This is a genomic window from Stutzerimonas stutzeri, from assembly GCF_000219605.1.
Taxonomy (GTDB): Bacteria; Pseudomonadota; Gammaproteobacteria; order Pseudomonadales; family Pseudomonadaceae; genus Stutzerimonas; species Stutzerimonas stutzeri.
Genome location: NC_015740.1, coordinates 1,750,266 through 1,771,195 on the forward strand (window position 1 = coordinate 1,750,266; position 20,930 = coordinate 1,771,195).

Genomic DNA, 20,930 nt, shown 5'->3' on the forward strand with positions numbered 1-20,930 from the left:
GCAGGGCGGGTTCGGTCTCATCCTGCGGAAAGATCCTCGCAATGGCGCCTCGACTGCTCGGCGCCATCTGGCAACGCAAAAAAGCCGAGGCTGGTGACGAACGAAAAACCAGGTGGGCTCAGCCCATCGGTGCGCCCTGCCTCGATGTGACCTCTTATAAGGAATAGGAAATGTCCAAACAGATTCTGGTTCTCCCCGGCGATGGCATCGGCCCGGAAATCATGGCCGAGGCGGTCAAGGTGCTGCAGCTGGCCAGTGACAAGTTCGATCTGGGCTTCGAGCTGAGCTATGACGAGCTGGGCGGCGCGGCCGTCGACAAGTACGGTGTGCCGCTGGCCGACGAAACGCTGGAGCGCGCCCGCGCCGCTGACGCCATTCTGCTGGGCGCGGTCGGCGGGCCCAAGTGGGACACCATCGATCCGGCCATCCGTCCGGAGCGTGGTCTGCTGAAGATCCGTTCCCAGTTGGGCCTGTTCGGCAACCTGCGGCCGGCGCTGCTCTATCCGCAGTTGGCCGATGCCTCGTCGCTCAAGCCCGAAATCGTCGCCGGTCTGGATATCCTGATCGTGCGCGAGCTGACCGGTGGCATCTACTTCGGCCAGCCGCGCGAGAGCAAGGTGCTGGAGAACGGCGAGCGCATGGCGTACGACACGCTGCCGTACAGCGAGAGCGAAATCCGCCGCATCGCCAAGGTCGGTTTCGATATGGCCATGGTGCGCAACAAGAAGCTCTGCTCGGTGGACAAGGCGAACGTGCTGGCTTCCAGTCAGCTATGGCGCGCGGTCGTCGAGGAAGTCGCCAAGGACTACCCGGAAGTCGAACTCAGCCATATGTATGTCGATAACGCGGCCATGCAGCTGGTGCGCGCGCCGAAGCAGTTCGACGTAATCGTCACCGACAACATGTTCGGCGACATCCTGTCGGACGAGGCCTCCATGCTCACCGGCTCGATCGGCATGCTGCCGTCCGCCTCGCTGGACGCCGGCAACAAAGGCATGTACGAGCCGTGCCATGGCTCGGCACCGGACATCGCCGGCAAAGGTATCGCCAACCCGCTGGCAACCATCCTGTCCGTTTCGATGATGCTGCGTTACAGCTTCAACCAGGTCGCGGCGGCCGATGCCATCGAACAGGCGGTAAGCGATGTGCTCGATCAGGGCCTGCGTACTGGCGACATCTGGTCCGAAGGTTGTAACAAGGTCGGTACTCAGGCGATGGGTGATGCAGTAGTCGCGGCCCTCGCGAAGTTGTAATCTTTCGGCCCGCCTTAATCTGCGCGGGCCACTTTTTCTATAGGTGTAGTTGCGATGAAACGTGTAGGTCTGATCGGTTGGCGCGGTATGGTCGGTTCCGTGCTCATGCAGCGGATGCTGGAAGAGCGGGACTTCGACCTGATTGAGCCTGTGTTCTTCACCACCTCCAACGTTGGCGGCCAGGGCCCCGATATTGGCAAGGAAACCGCTGCGCTGAAGGACGCCTACAGCATCGACGAGCTGAAAGGTCTCGATGTGATCCTGACCTGCCAGGGCGGCGACTACACCAACGAAGTCTTCCCCAAGCTGCGCGAGGCCGGCTGGCAGGGCTACTGGATCGACGCCGCCTCTGCCCTGCGCATGCAGGACGACGCGGTGATCGTGCTCGACCCGGTGAACCGCCGCGTGATCGACCAGCAGCTGGATGCCGGGACCAAGAACTATATCGGCGGCAACTGCACTGTCAGCCTGGCGCTGATGGGGCTGGGTGGCCTGTTCGAGGCCGGCCTGGTGGAGTGGATGAGCGCCATGACTTATCAGGCGGCGTCCGGTGCCGGCGCGCAGAACATGCGCGAGCTGATCAAGCAGATGGGTGCCATCAATGCGGCGGTGGCCGACGACCTGCTCAATCCCGCCAGCGCCATTCTCGACATCGACCGCAAGGTGGCCGAAACCCAGCGAAGCGAGGCCTTCCCGGTCGACAATTTCGGCGTGCCGCTGGCCGGCAGCCTGATCCCCTACATCGACAAGGAGCTGCCGAACGGGCAGAGCCGCGAGGAGTGGAAGGCACAGGCCGAAACCAACAAGATCCTCGGTCGCTTCAAGAACCCGATTCCGGTCGATGGTATCTGCGTACGTGTCGGGGCCATGCGTTGCCACAGTCAGGCGCTGACCATCAAGCTGAACAAGGATGTGCCGATCTCCGACATCGAGGGGCTGATCAGCCAGCACAACCCCTGGGTCAAGCTGGTGCCCAATCATCGCGACGCCAGCATGCAGGAGCTGAGCCCGGCGGCAGTGACCGGCACGCTGAGCGTTCCGGTCGGGCGCCTGCGCAAGCTGAACATGGGCTCGCATTATCTGGGCGCGTTCACCGTCGGCGATCAGCTTCTGTGGGGTGCCGCCGAGCCTTTGCGCCGCATGTTGCGTATCCTGCTGGAACGTTGATGAGCATTGCTTGAAGTGCCGAAACGCCGCGATTCGTCGCGGCGTTTTCGTCTGCGCAGCGCGCCGCTCGGCGGCGCTGCTTGCAGCGATCAGCCATTTCGCTACAGTGCCCGTCCTGATGCATGGAGAAGATGATGCCCTCGCTTGTCGGAGTTGCGGTTGTAGAAGCGGTCAGCCTGGTAGGTGAGGCCCTGGTCGAAGTGCTCGAAGAGCGTGGATTTCCACTTTCCGAGCTGCACTTGCTGGATAGCGGCGAGGGTATCGGCCACAGCGTGCCGTTCAAGGGACGTAACCTGCGCACTGGCGATGCGGATCGGTTCGATTTCACTCGCGTGCAATTGGTGTTTCTCGTCGGAGCGAGCGATATGGCCGCTCGATGCCGAGTCAGCGCGAAGGCCGCTGGATGCAGAGTCATCGATCTGTCCGCTACGGTCGCGGTCGAGCAGCAGCCTTGTCTGGTGCCGGAGGTCAATGGTGGCCGAGTCGAGGCGATCTCCGATTGCCGCTGCTTCAGCAGCCCGCTGCCGGAGTCGGTCGCGCTCGCGATTGCGTTGGCACCTATCCAGCAGCAGCTGGATCTGCAGCGCGTTACGGTTACGGCTTGCCTGCCGGTCTCCAGTCGCGGTAGTGCGGGTGTCAAGGAGCTTGCGCGGCAGACCAGCGAGCTGCTGAACGCGAGGCCGCTCGAACCGCGGGTATTTGGTCGGCAAATGGCTTTCAATATGCTCGCCCAGGTCGAGGAGCTTGACGGCGCCGGGCATGCCGATCAGGAGCGACGTGTGGCAGCAGAGCTTCGGCAGCTGCTGGATCTTCCGAAATTGCGGGTTGCCGCAACCTTCATCCAGGTGCCGGTTTTCTTTGGCGAGAGTCTGGTGGTTTCTCTGCTGGGTGGCGCCGAAGCCGACATGCAATCGTTGACGGCAGCACTGGACGCGGCGCCCGGCATCGAGCTGGTCGAGGCTGGTGACTATCCGACCGCGGTCGAGGATGCCGTGGGGCAGGACGTCATTCATGTCGGCCGGGTCCGCCAAGGCACCAGCGACCCGCGTGAAGTCAATTTGTGGATTGTGTCTGATAACGTGCGAAAAGGCGCGGCACTGAATGCTGTGCAGTCCGGTGAGTTGTTGATAAAAGACTATCTGTAAAAGATACTTACTGGAAATTCAAAGAATATTTCTAGCCGATGCGCTGAACGGCTTATCGCTGAAGGGGAGCCACCGTAAGGTGGCGCGGGCAGTGAAATAAGACCCTCTCGTAGTTCGAGAAAAAGATAAACAAGGGATTAAATAATGGTTCGGGTTCGCAATCTGGTGCTGGCAATCGCGGCTGCTACCGCGCTGACTACAGAAATGGCCCATGCGCTTGGGTTGGGAGAGGTCACGCTTCAGTCGTCTTTGAATCAACCGCTGATCGCCGAAATCGAGCTGCTCGATGCCAAAAACCTGGCACCGGGAGAGGTGATTCCGGTTCTCGCCTCGCTTGAGGAATTCAATCGTGCCGGTATTGATCGCCAGTACTTTCTGACCGACCTGAAGTTCACGCCCGTACTGCGTCCAAACGGAAAAAGTGTCATCCAGGTTTCGTCGAGCAAGCCGGTACGCGAGCCATATCTCAATTTTCTCGTAGAGGTCCTCTGGCCTAACGGTCGCCTGCTGCGCGAGTACACGCTGCTGCTGGACCCTCCGCTTTATTCGCCTGAAACTGCTGCCGCTGCTGCGCCGCAGTTGCCTATTTCTGCCCCTGCTCGCGCCGTCGAGCCCGTTCGCACCGCACCGTCTCGTCCGGCAGCCGCACCTGCGGCGCCCGCTACTGGCGTTTCCGTGGCATCGCCAGCGCAGTCCGGTAGCGAATACAAGGTATCGGCTCGCGATACGCTGTGGGACATCGCGGAGCGTAATCGTCGTAACGGCACGGTCCATCAGACCATGCTGGCGATCCAGGATCTGAACCCCGATGCCTTCATTGGCGGCAATATCAATCGGATGAAGAGCGGGCAAGTGCTTCGTCTGCCTGATGCAGAGCAGATATCCCGCCGTTCGCAAGCTGAAGCGATCACCCAGGTCGCCGAGCAGAACGCTGCCTGGCGTCAGAGCCGAGGAGGCGCTGTAGCAGGTGCTCGTCAACTGGATGCGACCCGTCGCACCGAGGCCGGTGCTGCGCCGTCCCGTAGCGACTCCGGAGACAACCTCCGTCTTGTGGCTGCTGACGCCGGGAAGTCGACGGCAGGATCCGAAACCGGCTCTGCCGATGGTGGTAAGGCGCTTCGTGACAAGCTTGCGGTAACTCAGGAAAGCCTCGATTCCAGCCGGCGTGAGAATGACGAGCTGAAAGATCGGTTGAATGATCTGCAAGGGCAGCTGGAAAAACTGCAGCGGCTCATGCAGCTTAAAGATGATCAGCTGGCCAAACTGCAGGCGCAGCTCGGTGTGGAAGGGCAGGTTCCGGCCGCGTCCGGTGCCGAGAATGCCGGTCAGGCTGAGCCGTCTGCTGGCGCGCCGTCTGAAGGCGGTGCCGCTAACGAAAGCGCCGCACCTGATGAGCCGTCGGCTGGCTCGGGCACAGGTCAGCAAGACTCTGCGCCAGTCGCCGCGCCTGCCCCCGCTGAGCGTCCTGCGGCGGCGCAGCCGGCTGCCAAGCCCGCCGCGCCGGCCAGACCGGTCGCCCCCGCGGTAGAGCCTGAGCCTCGCGGGCTGATCGACGACCTGCTTTCGAACACCCTGCTGCTCGGCGTGGTCGGCGGTAGCGCACTGTTACTGCTGCTGTTGGGGCTCATGGCCTTGTCACGTCGTAACGCGATGAAGGAAGCCGAACTGCAGGAAAGCCTGCTGGCTGAAGAGGCTGTCGAAGACCTGCGCGTCGGAACGCCTGCTTTCGTCGATATCGGACAGGAGCATCCAGAGCCCGCCCCCTTTTCCGGCTCCGCCAGCACTGCGTCGGACGAGCTGACGTCTACCACTGGGGATGCCTTGGCCGAGGCTGACATCTATATCGCATATGGCCGCTTCAATCAGGCTGCCGAACTCTTGCAGAACGCACTCAATGACGAGCCGCACCGACGCGACCTGCGCCTGAAGCTCATGGAGGTCTACGCAGAGCTTGGCAATCGCGATGGTTTCGCTCGTGAAGAAAGCGAACTGCGCGAAATCGGCGGGGCTGCCGGCGAAGTCGAGCAGCTCAAGCAGAAGTACCCAGCCATGGCCGCTGCGCTGGCAGGTTCGGCAGTTGCGGCTGCGGCTGCCCATAAGAATGTGGATAGCCTCAGTCTTGATGACCTGCAGCTTGACGAGCCTGTTGCGCCGGCTGCAGGGCAGGATCTGGATGATGCCTTCGACCTCAGCCTGGATGATCTGGATATCGATCTGAATAACGAGCGTCCTACGGCGGTACCGGCTGACGACTCGCTGAACTTCGATGACCTGATGCTGGATGAGACTCCTGTCGAGCGGAACGAGTCGCCAGCTACAAGTGACTTCTCTTTCGAACTCGATCAGGGCGAAAGCCTGCAGGAAACTTCGCAGGAGAATATCTCCGACTTCTCCTTCGATCTCGAGGCTGAGAAAAGCACGCCGGCCGATAGCGAGTTTTCGCTGACTCTCGACGACGAGCCGACCGAAGCACCCACGGCTTTCGATGGTGACGATCTCGATTTCGAACTGGCCGAGCCGGTCAACACGAACACGCCTGAGCAGTTGCCAGAAGATTTCGATATTTCCCTGGACGAGCCTGAGGTGGAAGCTCAACCCCAGAGTTTTGCCGAGCAGTTGAATGTGGTCGAAGCTGAGCTGGATGATCTGTCCAATGATCTGAGCGAACCAACTCCGGTGCCGGCTGCGACGAGCGCTGCAGGCGGTGCGGACGATGACTTCGACTTCTTCTCCGATACCGATGAGACCACCACCAAGCTGGATCTTGCCCGCGCTTACATCGACATGGGGGATGCCGAAGGTGCTCGCGATATTCTGGACGAAGTGATTTCCGAGGGTAGCGACGTGCAACAGCAAGAGGCGCGCGAGATGCTCGCCAAACTAGCCTGATCATGAACCAAGCAGTACCCGAAACGGCAGCCGAAATGGCTGCCGTCGGCGTTTCCAGAATAGCTCTCGGTGTCGAATACAAAGGATCCCGTTATCGCGGGTTCCAACGCCAGCGCGCCGGTGTGCCTTCCATTCAGGAGTCGCTCGAGAATGCCTTGACCAGAGTCGCCGGTGGGCATCCCGTTACGCTCAGTTGCGCCGGCAGAACCGATGCGCTGGTGCATGCCAGCGGCCAGGTGGTGCATTTCGACACCCCGGTAGAACGGAGCATGCACGCCTGGGTAATGGGGGCGAACATGAACCTGCCGCCCGATATCAGCGTGACCTGGGCCAAGAAGATGTCCCCGCATTTTGATGCGCGTTTCAGTGCAATGGCCCGTCGTTACCGCTATGTGATCTATAACGATCAGATTCGGCCGGCGCATATGGCGGAAGAGGTCACCTGGAACCATCGCCCGCTGGATATCGAGCGGATGCGTGCCGCCGCGGCAGCGTTGGTTGGCACGCACGATTTCAGTGCGTTTCGTGCGCGGCAATGTCAGGCCAAGTCGCCGATCAAGACCATTCATCATCTCGAGTTGCTCCAGTTCGGACGGCTCATCGTGATCGACGTACGCGCGAACGCGTTCCTTCATCACATGGTGCGTAATTTTGCCGGTGTGCTGATGACCATCGGGGCAGGCGAAAGGCCGGTGGAGTGGGCTGCGCAAGTGCTGGAGTCGCGAGTTCGCCGCACAGGCGGCGTAACTGCTCATCCCTACGGCCTTTATCTGGTCGAGGTCGATTATCCGGCAGAGTTCGAACTACCTGAGCGCTACCTCGGTCCGCATTTTCTTTCCGGCTTGCCAGATGTGCGGCGCTGATGGGAGAGGCTCCGCAGCATTCGCTTGCAGCCGGCAGGTCTTTTGTTACCATCCGGTTTCCCTGTAGATAGGTAAGCTCCTTTGCCAGTCGTTCGCAGCAAGATTTGCGGCATAACCCGGGTTGAAGATGCGCTGATCGCGGCCAAAGCCGGCGCCGATGCCATCGGGCTGGTTTTCTATAGCAAAAGCCCGCGTGCGGTCAGCCTGCAGCGTGCGCGCGAGATCGTTGCCGCGTTGCCCCCATTCGTCACGACGGTAGGTCTGTTCGTGAACGCCAGTCGCTGTGAAATCAACGAGATTCTCGACGCCGTTCCGCTGGATATGCTGCAGTTCCATGGCGATGAATCGCCGGCACAGTGCGAAGGGTTTCACCGGCCGTGGTACAAGGCGTTGAGAGTAGGCGGCGGAGAGGATATAGCCGCGCAGGTGGCGCTCTATGCCAACGCCAGTGGCATTCTCCTCGATACCTTTGTCGCCGGCGTTCCTGGAGGCACAGGAGAGTGCTTCGATTGGTCGTTGATTCCGCCGAACTTGTCCAAGCCGCTGATTCTGGCAGGAGGGTTGACGGCGGATAACGTCGAACAGGCCATTGCCCAGGTTCGACCGTGCGCGGTGGATGTCAGCGGTGGTGTGGAGGCAAGCAAGGGCATCAAGGATGCCGTCAAGGTTGAAACCTTTGTCAGGCGTGTGCGCTCGGTCATGTGACGCCGGACCAGCCGGGGCCGTCCAGTAACGAGTCGCCGGTGGACCGGCACCGTTTCGCTGATTCATCTCCCCACGGGCGGTGATCAGGTTTTTGCGGCTGCGCCTCCAGGCGCGTCCGATGAGCGATCAGGAGAGCAGCAAGCCTCCGATCGCACAACGATCAATCTGCCTGCAGCGCGTGTGCGCTCGGGACTGAAGCTTTGGAGAACAAGAGCATGAGCAACTGGCTGGTAGACAAACTGATCCCTTCGATCATGCGCTCGGAGACGCAGAAGAGTTCGGTACCCGAAGGCCTCTGGCACAAATGCCCCTCCTGCGAGGCGGTACTGTACCGCCCCGAGCTGGAGAAGACCCTCGATGTATGCCCCAAGTGCCAGCATCACATGCGCATCGATGCGCGTACCCGACTCGACATCTTCCTCGATGCCGACGGCCGCGAAGAGATCGCTGCGGAGCTTGAGCCGGTCGACCGTCTGAAGTTCCGCGACAGCAAGAAGTACAAGGATCGTCTGTCTGCAGCGCAGAAGCAGACGGGGGAGAAGGACGCCCTGATCGCCATGAGCGGCAAGGTCCTCAACGTTCCGGTAGTGGCTTGTGCGTTCGAGTTTTCCTTTATGGGCGGCTCCATGGGTGCAATCGTGGGCGAGCGCTTCGTGCGTGCCGCTAACGTCGCTCTGGAAAAGCGCTGCCCGCTGGTGTGCTTCTCCGCCTCGGGCGGCGCACGCATGCAGGAGGCGCTGATCTCGCTGATGCAGATGGCCAAGACCTCCGCGGTCCTGGCACGCATGCGCGAGGAAGGCTTGCCGTTCATTTCCGTGCTGACCGATCCGGTCTACGGCGGCGTTTCCGCCAGCCTGGCGATGCTTGGTGACGTGATCGTAGCGGAGCCTAAGGCCCTGATCGGCTTCGCGGGTCCGCGAGTAATCGAGCAGACTGTGCGCGAGAAACTGCCGGAAGGCTTCCAGCGCAGCGAGTTTCTGCTTGAACACGGTGCGATCGATCTGATCATTCCCCGTGCCGAGCTGCGTAGCCGCCTCGCTCGCCTCTTGGCCCAGATGCAGAAACTGCCGACGCCGGTAGAGACCTCTCAGGTAACGGCCAAGGCATGACCAGCCGGAGCCTGGCCAACTGGCTCGCCTACCTGGAACAGTTGCACCCGACCGCCATCGACATGGGCCTCGATAGGGTTCGCGCGGTGGCGGCCAGGATGGCCATGACACGGCCGGCCCCTCTGGTGGTCACGGTCACTGGCACCAACGGCAAGGGCTCCACCTGTGCCTTCATCGCCTCGTTGCTGAATGCTCAGGGGCTCAAAATTGGCAGCTACAGCTCCCCCCACCTGTTGCGCTACAACGAGCGTGTTCTGCTGAGTGGTCGTGAGGCGAGCGACGCAGAGCTTTGCGAAGCGTTTGCCGTGGTCGAAGCGGCTCGTGGCGAGATTTCCCTTACCTATTTCGAAATGGGCACGCTGGCGGCGTTCTGGCTGTTCGAGCGTGCCGGGCTGGATGCCGTAGTGTTGGAGGTCGGGCTCGGCGGGCGGCTGGATGCCGTCAATATCGTCGATGCCGATCTGGCCGTGATCACCAACATCGGCCTGGATCATGCCGACTGGCTGGGCAATAGCCGCGAGAGCGTCGCGTACGAGAAGGCCGGTATCCTCCGCGAGGGCAAGCCCGCGCTCTGTGGTGACCTGGATCCACCACAGCCATTGCTGGACCATGCCAATTCGCTGAGTGCCCCCCTGCTGCTGCGCGGGCGAGATTTCGATCTGGCGATGGGGGCACGGGATTGGCATTGGCGGGGCGTCGACGCCGCTGGCGCGCCGCTGGAACTACACGGCTTGCCGATGCTCACCTTGCCAATGGAGAACGCGGCGTTAGCGTTGCAGGCCTACGCAATGCTCGGTCTGCCGTGGGACCCGGCAAGGCTGGCCCGCGCGCTTCTGCAGACTCGGGTCGTGGGGCGTCTCGATAGCCGACAGGTCCTCTGGAATGGTCGGCGGATTGCGCTGTTGCTGGACGTTGGCCATAACCCGCATGCCGCAGCCTTTCTCGCGCAACGTCTCGAACAACGGCCGGTCGTTGGGACAAGGCGGGCGGTCTTCGGGTTGCTGGCAGACAAAGACCTGACGGGCGTGCTCGATGCCCTGGCGCCATCGATTTCGGATTGGGCGGTGGCCCCGTTGCCTACGCCGCGGACGCAATCGGCTACACAGTTGGCTGCCGCACTGCTTGAGCGCGGTGCATCGGTCAGCGAGTATGCAACTATCGAGCAAGCACTCGATGCTCAGTGCGCCAGGGCGGAATCGGTCGACGAGATACTGGTTTTCGGTTCGTTCTACTGCGTGGCCGCGGCACTCGAGTGGCTGGAACAACAGGTAGGGGATGGTGGACATGGCACTGCTGGATAAAGGATTGCTGCAACGCATGGTCGGCGCGCTGGTGCTTATAGCGATCGCGGTCATATTCGTGCCGATGCTGTTCAATCGGCAGGACGACCTGCGGCATGTCACCGTTGATGCGCCCAGCATTCCAGCTGCACCAGTGGTGGCGGAGATCGAAATGGAGCCGGTCGACGTTCCGGAACCGCAGTCCGTACCCGAAGGCTTCGAGATCATCGAAGAAGGCGCCGAGCCGGACGCCGCGCCGCCTGCCGTCGCATCGGCTCCAGCACCCATCGAGCCCGTCGCGCCTGTCGCGCCGACAGCCTCCGCGCCAGCGACGCCCGAGCAGCCAGCACCAGCGAAGACTGAGCCACCGGTTGCGGAGCCGCGGCTCGACAACAATAACCTGCCTGTCAGCTGGTCGATTCAGCTGGCCAGCCTGTCGAATCGGGCAAGCGCGGAGAGTCTGCAGCAGACGTTGCGCTCCCAGGGCTACAACGCCTACATCCGCACGGCGGACGGCATGAATCGTGTGTTTGTCGGGCCGCTCGTGGAGCGCAGCGAAGCGAACAGGCTTCGCGATGTGTTGCAGCGCCAGCAGAAGCTGGACGGTTTCGTGGTGCGCTTCAAACCTGAAGGAAGCTGACTCGCTGAGCGGCTGGTCAGGCAGCGGATGGCCAGCCGCAGTTGTCCTCTCATCGCCGGGTCACTGGCGCGTACCCCTGGCGCTTGCGCTCTGCTAAAATGCGCCGCCTTTTCCTCCTTGCAGAAAACATCGTGGCATTCACCTGGGTCGATTGGGCCATCATCGCCGTCATTGCCGTTTCCAGCCTGATCAGCCTGAAGCGCGGCTTCGTCAAGGAGGCGCTTTCGCTGCTGACCTGGATCATCGCTGGCGTGGTTGCCTGGATGTTTGGTGGTGCGTTGTCCCACCACCTCGCTGAGTACATCAGCACACCGTCGGCCCAGGTGATCGCGGCCTGCGCGCTGTTGTTCGTGGCGACCCTGCTGGTCGGAGCGCTGGTGAATTTTCTGATCGGCGAGCTGATCAGGGTGACCGGTCTGTCGGGGACCGATCGGTTCCTCGGCATGGTATTCGGTGCCGCACGAGGTGGCCTCTTGATCGTGGTGCTCGCCGGCTTGCTGAGCCTCGGACCGGTGGAGCAGGACCTGTGGTGGCGCGAATCGGCATTGTTGCCACACTTTCTCCTGATCGCCGATTGGTCGAAGAACCTGATTCTCGGATTCAGCGGGCAATGGTTCGCTGGGTCGCTCAGCCCGCCGGGTTGATGTCTTTCGTTTACGGATGCTCGGCCTGCCGCGGTATCCGGTCTGCCTGTAATAACTGAGAGGTTCCTTGCATGTGTGGCATTGTCGGCATCGTCGGTAAGTCGAACGTCAATCAGGCGCTGTATGACGCGCTTACCGTACTGCAGCACCGCGGCCAGGACGCAGCCGGTATCGTGACCAGCCACGATGGGCGGCTGTTTCTGCGCAAGGACAACGGCCTGGTGCGCGATGTGTTCCAGCAACGCCACATGCAGCGCCTGGTCGGCAACATGGGCATCGGTCATATCCGCTATCCCACGGCTGGTAGTTCGAGCTCGGCCGAAGCGCAGCCGTTCTATGTGAACTCGCCGTACGGCATCACGCTTGCGCATAACGGCAACCTGACCAACGTCGACCAGCTGACCAAGGAAATCTACGAGTCGGACCTGCGCCACGTGAACACCAGCTCCGACTCGGAGGTGCTGCTCAACGTGTTCGCCCACGAACTGGCCGTGCGCGGCAAGCTGCAGCCGACCGAAGAGGACGTTTTCGCCGCCGTCAGCAAGGTCCACGAGCGTTGCCGCGGTGGCTACGCCGTGGTGGCGATGGTGACCGGTTATGGCATCGTCGGGTTCCGCGACCCGAATGCAATTCGCCCGATCGTTTTCGGCCAGCGCCACACCGACGAAGGCGTCGAGTACATGATCGCTTCGGAAAGCGTGTCGCTCGATGTGCTCGGCTTCACCCTGATTCGCGACCTGGCGCCTGGCGAGGCGGTGTACATCACAACCGACGGCAAGTTGTTCACCCGTCAGTGCGCCGATGCACCGAAGCTTGCGCCCTGCATCTTCGAGTACGTCTACCTGGCGCGTTCCGACTCCCTGATGGACGGGGTTTCGGTGTACAAGGCTCGTCTGCGCATGGGCGAGAAGCTGGCCGACAAGATTCTGCGCGAGCGCCCGGACCACGGCATCGACGTGGTCATCCCGATTCCGGATACCAGCCGCACCGCGGCGCTGGAGCTGGCCAATCGGCTCGGTGTGAAATTCCGCGAAGGCTTCGTCAAGAATCGCTACATCGGCCGCACTTTCATCATGCCCGGACAGGCGGCGCGCAAGAAGTCGGTGCGCCAGAAGCTCAATGCCATCGATCTGGAGTTTCGTGGCAAGAACGTCATGCTGGTGGATGATTCCATCGTGCGCGGCACCACCTGCAAGCAGATCATCCAGATGGCTCGCGAAGCCGGAGCGAAGAACGTCTACTTCTGTTCGGCGGCGCCGGCGGTGCGTTACCCCAACGTTTATGGCATCGACATGCCCAGCGCCCACGAGCTGATCGCCCACAACCGCACCACCGAGGAGGTGGCCGAGCTGATCGGGGCCGACTGGTTGGTCTATCAGGATCTCGAGGATCTGATCGATGCGGTGGGTGGCGGCAAGGTGAAGATCGAGAACTTCGATTGCGCGGTGTTCGACGGTAACTACATCACCGGCGACATCGACGAGGCCTATCTGCACAAGATCGAACAGGCGCGCAATGACCTGAGCAAGGCCAAGACCAATGCCGTCAGCGCGATCATCGATCTGTACAACAACTGATCATGCCGGCACGCCAAGCGGTGCCGGCTGAGGTAAGACTATGACCATCGAATGGGAAGCCGGACGGCTGGATAGCGAGCTCGACGGGGTCGGGCTCGACACCCTGGCCGTGCGCGCTGGTCAACGCCGTACGCCGGAAGCCGAGCATGGCGAGCCGCTGTTCTTCACGTCCAGCTACGTGTTCCGCAGCGCCGCCGATGCGGCCGCGCGTTTTGCCGGTGATGTACCGGGCAATGTCTATTCGCGCTATACCAACCCGACAGTGCGGGCCTTCGAAGAGCGTATCGCTGCGCTGGAAGGTGCCGAGCAGGCGGTCGCCACCGCCTCAGGAATGGCAGCGATCCTCGCCACGGTGATGAGCCTGTGTTCGGCGGGCGACCATGTGCTGGTATCGCGCAGCGTGTTCGGGGCCACCGTCTCGCTGTTCGAGAAGTACTTCAAGCGCTTCGGGGTGCAGGTCGATTACGTCCCGCTCACCGACTTCGCCGCATGGGATTCGGCGTTCAAGGAAAACACCAAGCTGGTATTCGTCGAATCGCCGTCCAATCCGCTGGCTGAGCTGGTGGACATCGCCGCGCTGGCGCACCTCTGCCACGGCAAGGGCGCCATGCTGGCGGTGGACAACTGTTTCTGCACGCCAGTGCTACAGCAGCCGCTGAAACTGGGGGCCGATATCGTCATCCACTCGGCGACCAAGTACATCGACGGCCAGGGCCGCTGCCTTGGCGGTGTGGTTGCCGGGCGCAGCGAGCAGATGAAGGAAATCGTCGGCTTCCTGCGTACCGCCGGGCCGACGCTCAGCCCATTCAATGCCTGGGTGTTTCTCAAGGGGCTGGAAACCCTGCGCCTGCGCATGCAAGCTCATTGTGCCAGCGCTCAGATACTGGCCGAATGGCTGGAACAGCAGCCGGGCGTCGAGCGGGTGTTCTACGCTGGCCTGCCGAGCCATCCGCAGCACGAGCTGGCCAAGCGGCAGCAGAAGGGCTTCGGCGCGGTGCTGAGTTTCGAGGTGGTTGGAGGGAAGGAGGGCGCTTGGCGTTTCATCGACGCCACCCGGCTGATTTCGATCACCGCCAACCTGGGCGACAGCAAGACCACCATCACCCATCCCGGCTCGACCACCCATGGTCGACTTTCGGCCGAGGATCGCGCGACGGCGGGCATCCGCGATAGCCTGATCCGCGTCGCGGTTGGGCTGGAAGATGTCGACGATCTCAAGGTCGATCTGGCCCGCGGATTGGCCGCGCTCTGAGCCAATGATTCCTCAGCGGCAGCCGTTGGGCTTCCGCTGAGGGTTGTCTCATCTCCCGCAGGAGCGTTCAACGTTACCAGGCATAGTCGTTACTGACGTAGGTCTATGGCCGGCGCAGGCTCGCCTCGACCATCGAACAGCTGGGTGGGGTTGGCCGGAAGGATGGTCGGACTGGCCGAATCGGTCTCGATCACCCGGATGTCGCTGTACTTCTTCCCCGACAGCGCGGCAAGGCCGGCGCGATCGCGAATAACCGTGGGCCGCAGGAACACCATCAGGTTGCGCTTGATGTGGGTTTCCTGGGTCGAGCGGAACAGCCCTCCTAGCAGTGGGATGTCCCCAAGCAGCGGCACCTTGGAGTTGGTGCGGGTGACATCGTCCTGAATCAGGCCGCCAAGCACGATGACCTGGCCATCCTCGGCGAGGATGGTGCTTTTGATTGCGCGCTTGTTGGTCACCAGGTCGACTGCCTGGGCGGTCAGGCTGGCGCTGGGAGCGATGGAGGAAATCTCCTGCTCGATCTGCAGGCGCAGGGTCGCGCCTTCGTTGATGTGTGGCGTGACCTTCAGCGTGACACCGATATCCTGGCGCTCGATGGTGGTGAAGGGGTTGTTAGCGCCCGCCGCGTCGGTGGTGTACGAGCCGGTCTGGAACGGGACGTTCTGGCCGACAAGGATTTCCGCTTCCTGGTTGTCCAGGGTTAGCAGGCTCGGCGTCGAGAGCAGGTTGCTCTTGCTGTTGGACGACAGTGCAGTGATCAGCGCGCCGAAGCTGCGCGTGCCGACGCCGATGATGGCGCCGTCGGGCAGGTTGTTGGGAATTTCATTTTCGTTGATCGCATTGAGCACGCTGCCGACGGAAATGCCGGTGTTGCCGAAATTTACCCCGCCCGCGCCACCCGTGCTGCCGCGCGCATCGATGGCCCACTGCACGCCCAGGGCATCGGTAATGTCACCGGACACCTCGACGATTGCCGCCTCGACCATGACCTGGGCGCGTGGAATGTCCAGCTGTCGGACGATGCTTTCCATGGTGCCGATCAGCTCCGGGTCGGCGAGCAGTACCAGTGCGTTCAGGCTCTCATCGGCACGGATGAGGATGTTCTGTGGGCGGCTGGTCGTGGCTTCGCCGCCTTCGGGGCTCTTCAAACCTTCCGATATGTCGCCCAGGGTCTCGGCCAGGGACTTGGCGTCGTTGTGGCGCAGCCGGATGACGCGCGTGTTGGCCGAACGGGTGGTGGGTGTGTCGAGGGTCTGCGCGAGCGCCGCGAACTTGCTGCGCGCCTCGCTGGGGCCGATGAAGATCAGGCGGTTGGTGCGTGAGTCGGCGATGATCTGCACGCCAGCAGTGGACTTCGCTTCGCCGCGTACCAGTGAGTTGCGCAGGACCTCGGCTATGTCCACTGCCCAGCCGTGCTGCAGGTTCAGCACGCCGTAATCGTTGCTTTCAGCTCGGTCGAGCTGGCGCACCAGATCCTGGATACGAGCGATGTTGGCGCTGCGGTCGCTGATGATCAGTGCGTTTGCCGAAGATACGGCCGCGAGGTGACCGTACTGCGGCACCAGGGGACGGATCAGCGGAATGAGTTCCGCAGCTGAGGTGTGCTGCACCTGGATAACCCGTGTTTCCAGCTGATCGCCACCGCTCGGGCCGCTGCCGGCCTCGGCCTTGGCTTCGGCATTGGGCACTACCCGTGCTACATCACCCTGGGTGAGCACGCTGAATCCATGGGTGGCCATGACGGAGAGGAAGAGCTGATATACCTCGCTCAGCGACAGCGTGGCGTTCGACACCACGCTGACCTGGCCCTTCACGCGCGGATCGACGATGAACGTCTGGCCGCTGAGCTGGCTGATCTGATCGATGAAGGCGCGTATGTCGGCGTCCTTGAGATTGATCGTCCAGCCATCTTGGCGAGTATTGCTGGGCTCGATGCCGGGTTCGGCGGCCAGCAGGGGCACGGGGGCGGCCAGCAGGCTGGTGGCGATTAGGGCAAGCAACGGGCGCGAAAAAGGCTTCGACATCGGTCAATCGTCTTCCATGGGCTGGTCGTTGGAGGGTGTGGCATCCGGCTGGTTCACGGCTTCTTCCAGCTGCTGGCGCAGGGCGTCCATCTGTTGCTGCATCTGCTGTGTCTCCTCGTCCTGCGGTTCGGCATAGGGGACCTCATCCTGATAGGACACGTCGGCCGGCTCGTCCGGAATGTAGCTTGGCGAGCGCACCTGTGGGAAATGGAGCACCTCGACGGTACCGTTGCGCAGCAATTCGACGCGATCAGGGAACACCCGATGCAGACTGACGCCGCTGCTGAGTTCCTCGCCTTGCCAGTACAGCCGCGGTGGCTGGCCATCGACCTGGACGATGGCGCTGGAGCGCTGCGGCTCGGCATGGACGAAACTGCCGCGTAGCGTGAATCCGCTCGCCGCTGCGGTTGGCGTATAGGTTTCGGAGGCGGCGGTGGTGCCAAAGAGGATTTCAAGTCGCTGCATGTCGGGCCTGCCCAGGTTAGCGGCCTGATCTTCATATAGGTCGGCAGGTGCCGGGTCACGGGTCAACTGGACCCATTGCTCGATCTGGGTCGCCAGATAGAAGGCGAACAGGCAGAGAAGCACGGCGCTGAAAAACAAAGGGACGTAGCGGCGGTAACTGTGAAGTTTTCCCGGCAGTGGCAAGCGAAATACTCCGTGGCGCTTTTGTTGTTCGGTTCCCTGTACGCAGGTTGCCTCTGTCAGGCGTTACAGCATTTCTAGAACACTTTCGGCACTGGCGCAGCGAATTTGCCTGCACGTGCGACGACTCGATGATGGGCCGCCAAGATTACAAAGCGAGGTGGCAGCTCCTGTTGACCACGGTTCAGTAAAAAAAATTCAATGCTGTTGTTGACTTAGCTTAGGGGGGTGAGTAAATTGCGCGCCTCGCAAGGCGATCGGCTGATTAGCTCAGCTGGGAGAGCACCTGCATCACACGCAGGGGGTCGGCGGTTCGATCCCGTCATCAGCCACCAACCTTTGTGAGATTACGGACGAAAGTCCGGCCGACGCGCAGCGGTAGTTCAGTCGGTTAGAATACCGGCCTGTCACGCCGGGGGTCGCGGGTTCGAGTCCCGTCCGCTGCGCCATACATCGCCACCTTTCGACTGAAGGTGGAACAAGGAAAGCTGCCAAGGGCAGCTTTTTTTGTGCCCGCTGCTTGGCCCTTGGAAGTCAACACGAATGCCGCTTCGTAGGGGGCGGCTGCAACGTCGTCGCCCTTCATTCCTGTTCCGGCATTTCATCCGATAGCCACCGCCGCGGTCCCGTACCGCTATCACCGGCCGAGTCGTTCGGATTGGCGAGCTTGCAATGCTGCAGCGAGAGACAACCACAACCGATGCAGTGGTCAAGATCCATGTCGAGTCGTTGCAGTTCATTGATGCGCTGCGCGACCTGCTGCTTCCAGCCGCGAGAAAGCGCCTGCCAATCATCGTTGGTTGGCAGTTTGTCGGTGGGTAGGCGCGCAAGCTGCTTGCCGATCTCATCGAGTGAATAGCCTATCTTCTGCGCGAAGATGATGAAGGCCACTCGGCGCAGCGTCGAGCGTGGGAAGAATCGCCGGCTGCTGCCTTGACGCGAAGAGCTGATCAATCCGAGCGATTCGTAATAGCGAAGTGCAGACGCGGCCACGCCGCTGCGTTTGGTGATTTCACCGATCGGTAGCAAAGGATCCTTCTTGAACGCTTGTCCAGGCATCCGTTGGTCTCCCTGATTCGACAGACGAAGGTACGTTTGGGCTGGGGAAGAGCAGGGCATCGCCAAGATCGAGAGCCCGTGTCGGGCTATTTACGGAAAACTGGCAATGCGTGTCATGGCGGCAAATCATCTAAACAGAAGCGGGTACAGCGACAGCACCAGCATCATCGCCATCGATACGTTGAATACCCGAAGGTGTCGCAGGTCGGTCAACCAACGGCGTAGGGTCGTGCCGAACGTAACCCAGACCGTCACGCTAGGGGCGTTCACCAGCGCGAACAGCAGGGCGAGCAACACGACCGCCTGCATGCCGCCCCCGGTGGGCAAATACGCCGTGATGGCCCCGATCGCCATGATCCATGCCTTGGGATTGACCCATTGAAAGCCTGCTGCTTTCCAGAACCCGAACGGCCGGCCATTGGGGGAAGCGTCCTGCATCGGCGCGGCCGTCGCGATCTGCCAGGCCAGGTACAGCAGGTAAGCGCCGCCCACGATGCGCAACGCGGCGTACAGCGAGGGATCGTCTTCGAAAAGACGCCCCAGACCCGCGCCCACTCCCACCACCATCACACCGAAGCCGATACTGATCCCTAGGACATGGGGCAGGCTGCGTACGAACCCGTAGTTCACCCCGGAGGCCAGCAGCATGGTGTTGTTCGGGCCAGGAGTGATGGAGGTCAGGAAGGCGTAGGTGAGGAAGGCAAGCAGGGTCTCTGGCGGCATGGGTCCTCCTGGTGCTGTCGACTGGCAGCGGTGTGCTTTCGGCTGGCAGGCATGAGCCAGGGAGTTTCAGCCCTCGGGTAACCGTGATCCATGTACAGCCGTCATCGAATCGACCCGGTCAGTGGTCCCACGGCCCTCTGGATCTCGCCGGTCTTGCGGGTGACGGTGGGGCTCAAGGTTCAAGCTCTCCGTTGCTCCCGGTCGGGGCTGTGCCACTTCATGTCGATATGGGTTTTCCCGCCTCGCGACGTGATGAACCCGAGGCGCTCGTAGAAGCGCCTTGCCGCCACGTTCGTCCTGAAGACGCTGAGCTCGATGGGCATATCACGCGCGGCTGCCTTCGCCTGGAGCTGGACCAAGAGGCGAGTACCGACCCCGCGGCCTTGAAGCACAGGCAGCAGCGCAATGTTGCGCAAGTAGATCCGCTCTGCTTGATCCTGTACCTGCAGGTAGCCCGTGAGCTCGTTGTCCACTTGCAGCACCCAGGTGCTGGCTGTGGCCATCTCTTCGAGGAAGTTGGCGCGTTGCCAGCGCTCGTCCCATCCCCAGATCCGGGCGATGTGGGGCAGGAACACGGCCCGGTGGATCTCGAACAGCTTGAGCAGATCACTGCAGGCGGCTCGACGAAGTCCCACCCGGCTCATTTGTGGCAACGAACAGCTGTGCAATGGGCCATGCGTGTCTGCTTCACTCTGGTCGATCGTGGTGCCCGGCCGTCCTGGGCCCTGCCCAGCACCAGCGGAGTCGGTATGGCGGTGGTCTGTGTAGCCGACCGGCTCGCCTGCATCCAACGAGAGCTCATTGAAAAGGCACATGGGCTTCTGATCCTGTTCTGCGCGGAGTTGAAGGTGTCGTCATGAGCGAGCGACAGACGCAACGAACTCTAGAAGTTCAAGCGAACTTGAGGTCAATAGAGGGAGCGATGTTTTTCGGGTACTGGGTCTATGAGACCGAGTGCCGTCGTTTCGCGGCGGAGGTGCAATGGCTCGCAATGGAATTCCGTCCATGGCTCAATGCAGGCGATGGTGAGCATCGCCCAAGCTCTGATGCGCGGCAGCTGACGGTCAATGCGCTGCGCGCCTGCCGAGAAGGCCGAGGTCATCTCGACGTGAGGTGATCGGCATGCCATCGATCCATGCCCGAGGGCGCGTAAGTTAGTCGGTGCTTTCCGGCACGTAGATCATGCGTCCATCGTTCAGTTGGTATGTGACGCCGGCCTTGGAGCCTTGCCCCTCGCCGATCTCGCCGCTGGACTGGTACTGCTTCAGTTCCTTTCCGTCCTTGATCAGCATGCGCATGTTCGCTTCGCCCGGATTCTCGACGACCACGACCTTGTCCTGGCTGAACGGGTTGAGGGGGTTCTGCACGATGACGATGAGCAGGATCCCGATCACCACCAGAAAGAGGTCGATGAGGTTGACGACCGAAAGCAGTGGGTCGTCTTCATCGTCATGGTCGAGAAAACGCATCAGTTCTGCTCTCCCATGCGCTCGATGGCACGCAGCTCCTGAAGCAGCCAGCGGCGGCGCACGGTGAGCACGAAGAACGTGATGCTCGATGCGATCAACGCCAGGATCACGGCCGAAAAGGCGATCACCAGATTTTCACCGATGCCCTTGGCGTCGCTCTCCGTCAGCGCCAGCAGGGCAGGACCCATGGGGATCATGGTGGCCACGAGCCCCAGCATCGGAGCGCTGCGCGATGTCACCCGCAGCCATTCCAGGCGCTGCATGATCCACAGCTCGAGATCGTCACTGGTGCCGCCATGGACGCGCTGATGTGCGGCCAGCGCCGAGCGGTAGCGGCCGGCGCGGCGCTGCCAGGCCTCCATGACAAAACTGCCCAGCGCAAGAAACGCATAGGCCAGTGCCGCCAGGATGAGCAGCAGAACGGGTGCGAGAAATACTCGGGTAAGTTCGTACAGACTGGACTCAAGGATGTTCATCAGATTCTTT

General features: G+C 61.8%; 20 protein-coding genes and 2 tRNA genes. 15 read left to right on the forward strand and 7 right to left on the reverse strand.

Annotated elements, in window-relative coordinates:
• The first annotated feature begins 170 nt into the window (after positions 1 to 170).
• From leuB to PSTAB_RS08390, 12 genes are all read left to right on the forward strand, one after another.
• Complete coding sequence (gene leuB, locus PSTAB_RS08335) at positions 171 to 1,253, forward strand: 3-isopropylmalate dehydrogenase (protein WP_013982518.1); 1,083 nt, start codon at positions 171 to 173, stop codon at positions 1,251 to 1,253.
• A gap of 54 nt (positions 1,254 to 1,307) precedes the next feature.
• Positions 1,308 to 2,420 carry an aspartate-semialdehyde dehydrogenase gene (gene asd / locus PSTAB_RS08340; RefSeq protein WP_013982519.1) on the forward strand — a complete coding sequence of 371 codons (1,113 nt, stop codon included), beginning with the start codon at positions 1,308 to 1,310 and terminating at the stop codon, positions 2,418 to 2,420.
• Positions 2,421 to 2,554: 134 nt separating this feature from the next.
• Positions 2,555 to 3,565 carry an aspartate-semialdehyde dehydrogenase gene (locus tag PSTAB_RS08345; protein ID WP_041771705.1) on the forward strand — a complete coding sequence of 337 codons (1,011 nt, stop codon included), beginning with the start codon at positions 2,555 to 2,557 and terminating at the stop codon, positions 3,563 to 3,565.
• A 144-nt stretch (positions 3,566 to 3,709) separates the two neighbouring features.
• Positions 3,710 to 6,454 carry a motility hub landmark protein FimV gene (locus PSTAB_RS08350; RefSeq protein ID WP_041771706.1) on the forward strand — a complete coding sequence of 915 codons (2,745 nt, stop codon included), beginning with the start codon at positions 3,710 to 3,712 and terminating at the stop codon, positions 6,452 to 6,454.
• Between the two features lie 2 nt (positions 6,455 to 6,456).
• On the forward strand, positions 6,457 to 7,317 hold the full coding sequence (gene truA / locus PSTAB_RS08355) for a tRNA pseudouridine(38-40) synthase TruA (protein ID WP_041771707.1): 861 nt from the start codon (positions 6,457 to 6,459) through the stop codon (positions 7,315 to 7,317).
• Between the two features lie 81 nt (positions 7,318 to 7,398).
• The gene (locus tag PSTAB_RS08360; protein WP_013982525.1) at positions 7,399 to 8,022 is read left to right on the forward strand and encodes a phosphoribosylanthranilate isomerase; all 624 of its coding nucleotides are present in this window, start codon (positions 7,399 to 7,401) and stop codon (positions 8,020 to 8,022) included.
• A gap of 215 nt (positions 8,023 to 8,237) precedes the next feature.
• The gene (gene accD / locus PSTAB_RS08365; protein ID WP_017245300.1) at positions 8,238 to 9,131 is read left to right on the forward strand and encodes an acetyl-CoA carboxylase, carboxyltransferase subunit beta; all 894 of its coding nucleotides are present in this window, start codon (positions 8,238 to 8,240) and stop codon (positions 9,129 to 9,131) included.
• Complete coding sequence (gene folC, locus PSTAB_RS08370; RefSeq protein ID WP_013982527.1) at positions 9,128 to 10,432, forward strand: bifunctional tetrahydrofolate synthase/dihydrofolate synthase; 1,305 nt, start codon at positions 9,128 to 9,130, stop codon at positions 10,430 to 10,432. The genes accD and folC overlap by 4 nt, the downstream gene beginning before the upstream one ends.
• Entirely contained in the window at positions 10,407 to 11,051 is a 645-nt protein-coding gene (locus tag PSTAB_RS08375) for an SPOR domain-containing protein (protein ID WP_013982528.1), read from the forward strand. Before folC ends, PSTAB_RS08375 begins: the two co-directional genes overlap by 26 nt.
• 98 nt (positions 11,052 to 11,149) lie before the next feature.
• Complete coding sequence (locus PSTAB_RS08380; RefSeq protein ID WP_020306120.1) at positions 11,150 to 11,695, forward strand: CvpA family protein; 546 nt, start codon at positions 11,150 to 11,152, stop codon at positions 11,693 to 11,695.
• 71 nt (positions 11,696 to 11,766) lie between these two features.
• Positions 11,767 to 13,272 (forward strand): amidophosphoribosyltransferase, encoded by a 1,506-nt coding sequence (purF, locus tag PSTAB_RS08385; RefSeq protein ID WP_013982531.1) that lies wholly within the window; start codon positions 11,767 to 11,769, stop codon positions 13,270 to 13,272.
• A 40-nt stretch (positions 13,273 to 13,312) separates the two neighbouring features.
• Positions 13,313 to 14,524: an O-succinylhomoserine sulfhydrylase gene (locus PSTAB_RS08390; RefSeq protein ID WP_013982532.1), complete on the forward strand. Its 1,212-nt coding sequence runs from the start codon at positions 13,313 to 13,315 to the stop codon at positions 14,522 to 14,524.
• A gap of 89 nt (positions 14,525 to 14,613) precedes the next feature.
• On the opposite strand, the gene gspD is transcribed toward PSTAB_RS08390, so the two are convergent.
• Together gspD and PSTAB_RS08400 are read right to left on the reverse strand one after the other, a co-directional pair.
• Positions 14,614 to 16,548, reverse strand: coding sequence for a type II secretion system secretin GspD (gene gspD / locus PSTAB_RS08395; protein ID WP_013982533.1), 1,935 nt, complete (start codon positions 16,546 to 16,548; stop codon positions 14,614 to 14,616).
• 3 nt (positions 16,549 to 16,551) lie between these two features.
• The gene (locus tag PSTAB_RS08400; RefSeq protein ID WP_013982534.1) at positions 16,552 to 17,196 is read right to left on the reverse strand and encodes a type II secretion system protein N; all 645 of its coding nucleotides are present in this window, start codon (positions 17,194 to 17,196) and stop codon (positions 16,552 to 16,554) included.
• A gap of 256 nt (positions 17,197 to 17,452) precedes the next feature.
• Here PSTAB_RS08400 and PSTAB_RS08405 point away from each other — a divergent pair.
• Both PSTAB_RS08405 and PSTAB_RS08410 read left to right on the forward strand, forming a co-directional pair.
• A tRNA-Val gene (locus PSTAB_RS08405) sits at positions 17,453 to 17,528 on the forward strand.
• Between the two features lie 37 nt (positions 17,529 to 17,565).
• A tRNA-Asp gene (locus PSTAB_RS08410) sits at positions 17,566 to 17,642 on the forward strand.
• A gap of 133 nt (positions 17,643 to 17,775) precedes the next feature.
• On the opposite strand, the gene soxR is transcribed toward PSTAB_RS08410, so the two are convergent.
• The 3 genes from soxR to PSTAB_RS08425 form a co-directional block, all read right to left on the reverse strand.
• Positions 17,776 to 18,252 (reverse strand): redox-sensitive transcriptional activator SoxR, encoded by a 477-nt coding sequence (gene soxR / locus PSTAB_RS08415; protein WP_013982535.1) that lies wholly within the window; start codon positions 18,250 to 18,252, stop codon positions 17,776 to 17,778.
• 126 nt (positions 18,253 to 18,378) lie between these two features.
• A complete protein-coding gene (locus PSTAB_RS08420) occupies positions 18,379 to 18,975 on the reverse strand; it encodes a LysE family translocator (protein ID WP_013982536.1) in 597 nt (198 codons plus the stop codon).
• Between the two features lie 179 nt (positions 18,976 to 19,154).
• The gene (locus tag PSTAB_RS08425; RefSeq protein WP_041771708.1) at positions 19,155 to 19,790 is read right to left on the reverse strand and encodes a GNAT family N-acetyltransferase; all 636 of its coding nucleotides are present in this window, start codon (positions 19,788 to 19,790) and stop codon (positions 19,155 to 19,157) included.
• Between the two features lie 41 nt (positions 19,791 to 19,831).
• On the opposite strand from PSTAB_RS08425, the gene PSTAB_RS21550 reads away from it, so the two are divergent.
• Positions 19,832 to 20,092, forward strand: coding sequence for a hypothetical protein (locus PSTAB_RS21550; protein WP_148263412.1), 261 nt, complete (start codon positions 19,832 to 19,834; stop codon positions 20,090 to 20,092).
• 37 nt (positions 20,093 to 20,129) lie between these two features.
• On the opposite strand, the gene PSTAB_RS08430 is transcribed toward PSTAB_RS21550, so the two are convergent.
• Together PSTAB_RS08430 and PSTAB_RS08435 are read right to left on the reverse strand one after the other, a co-directional pair.
• Positions 20,130 to 20,444 (reverse strand): DUF2149 domain-containing protein, encoded by a 315-nt coding sequence (locus tag PSTAB_RS08430; protein WP_013982539.1) that lies wholly within the window; start codon positions 20,442 to 20,444, stop codon positions 20,130 to 20,132.
• The gene (locus PSTAB_RS08435) at positions 20,444 to 20,920 is read right to left on the reverse strand and encodes a MotA/TolQ/ExbB proton channel family protein (protein WP_013982540.1); all 477 of its coding nucleotides are present in this window, start codon (positions 20,918 to 20,920) and stop codon (positions 20,444 to 20,446) included. Before PSTAB_RS08435 ends, PSTAB_RS08430 begins: the two co-directional genes overlap by 1 nt.
• Positions 20,921 to 20,930: the final 10 nt, after the last annotated feature.

What these genes read in the sequence shown, in the direction of transcription:
- PSTAB_RS08380 (WP_020306120.1), top strand. Translation starts at nt 11,150, where the DNA reads ATGCGCCGCCTTTTCCTCCTTGCAGAAAACATCGTGGCATTCACCTGG.
- accD (WP_017245300.1), top strand. Translation starts at nt 8,238, where the DNA reads ATGAGCAACTGGCTGGTAGACAAACTGATCCCTTCGATCATGCGCTCG.
- purF (WP_013982531.1), top strand. Translation starts at nt 11,767, where the DNA reads ATGTGTGGCATTGTCGGCATCGTCGGTAAGTCGAACGTCAATCAGGCG.
- PSTAB_RS08390 (WP_013982532.1), top strand. Translation starts at nt 13,313, where the DNA reads ATGACCATCGAATGGGAAGCCGGACGGCTGGATAGCGAGCTCGACGGG.
- PSTAB_RS08425 (WP_041771708.1), bottom strand. Translation starts at nt 19,790, where the DNA reads ATGTGCCTTTTCAATGAGCTCTCGTTGGATGCAGGCGAGCCGGTCGGC.
- asd (WP_013982519.1), top strand. Translation starts at nt 1,308, where the DNA reads ATGAAACGTGTAGGTCTGATCGGTTGGCGCGGTATGGTCGGTTCCGTG.
- PSTAB_RS21550 (WP_148263412.1), top strand. Translation starts at nt 19,832, where the DNA reads ATGAGCGAGCGACAGACGCAACGAACTCTAGAAGTTCAAGCGAACTTG.
- truA (WP_041771707.1), top strand. Translation starts at nt 6,457, where the DNA reads ATGAACCAAGCAGTACCCGAAACGGCAGCCGAAATGGCTGCCGTCGGC.
- PSTAB_RS08375 (WP_013982528.1), top strand. Translation starts at nt 10,407, where the DNA reads ATGGTGGACATGGCACTGCTGGATAAAGGATTGCTGCAACGCATGGTC.
- PSTAB_RS08430 (WP_013982539.1), bottom strand. Translation starts at nt 20,444, where the DNA reads ATGCGTTTTCTCGACCATGACGATGAAGACGACCCACTGCTTTCGGTC.
- PSTAB_RS08420 (WP_013982536.1), bottom strand. Translation starts at nt 18,975, where the DNA reads ATGCCGCCAGAGACCCTGCTTGCCTTCCTCACCTACGCCTTCCTGACC.
- leuB (WP_013982518.1), top strand. Translation starts at nt 171, where the DNA reads ATGTCCAAACAGATTCTGGTTCTCCCCGGCGATGGCATCGGCCCGGAA.
- PSTAB_RS08345 (WP_041771705.1), top strand. Translation starts at nt 2,555, where the DNA reads ATGCCCTCGCTTGTCGGAGTTGCGGTTGTAGAAGCGGTCAGCCTGGTA.
- folC (WP_013982527.1), top strand. Translation starts at nt 9,128, where the DNA reads ATGACCAGCCGGAGCCTGGCCAACTGGCTCGCCTACCTGGAACAGTTG.
- PSTAB_RS08435 (WP_013982540.1), bottom strand. Translation starts at nt 20,920, where the DNA reads ATGAACATCCTTGAGTCCAGTCTGTACGAACTTACCCGAGTATTTCTC.
- gspD (WP_013982533.1), bottom strand. Translation starts at nt 16,548, where the DNA reads ATGTCGAAGCCTTTTTCGCGCCCGTTGCTTGCCCTAATCGCCACCAGC.
- soxR (WP_013982535.1), bottom strand. Translation starts at nt 18,252, where the DNA reads ATGCCTGGACAAGCGTTCAAGAAGGATCCTTTGCTACCGATCGGTGAA.
- PSTAB_RS08350 (WP_041771706.1), top strand. Translation starts at nt 3,710, where the DNA reads ATGGTTCGGGTTCGCAATCTGGTGCTGGCAATCGCGGCTGCTACCGCG.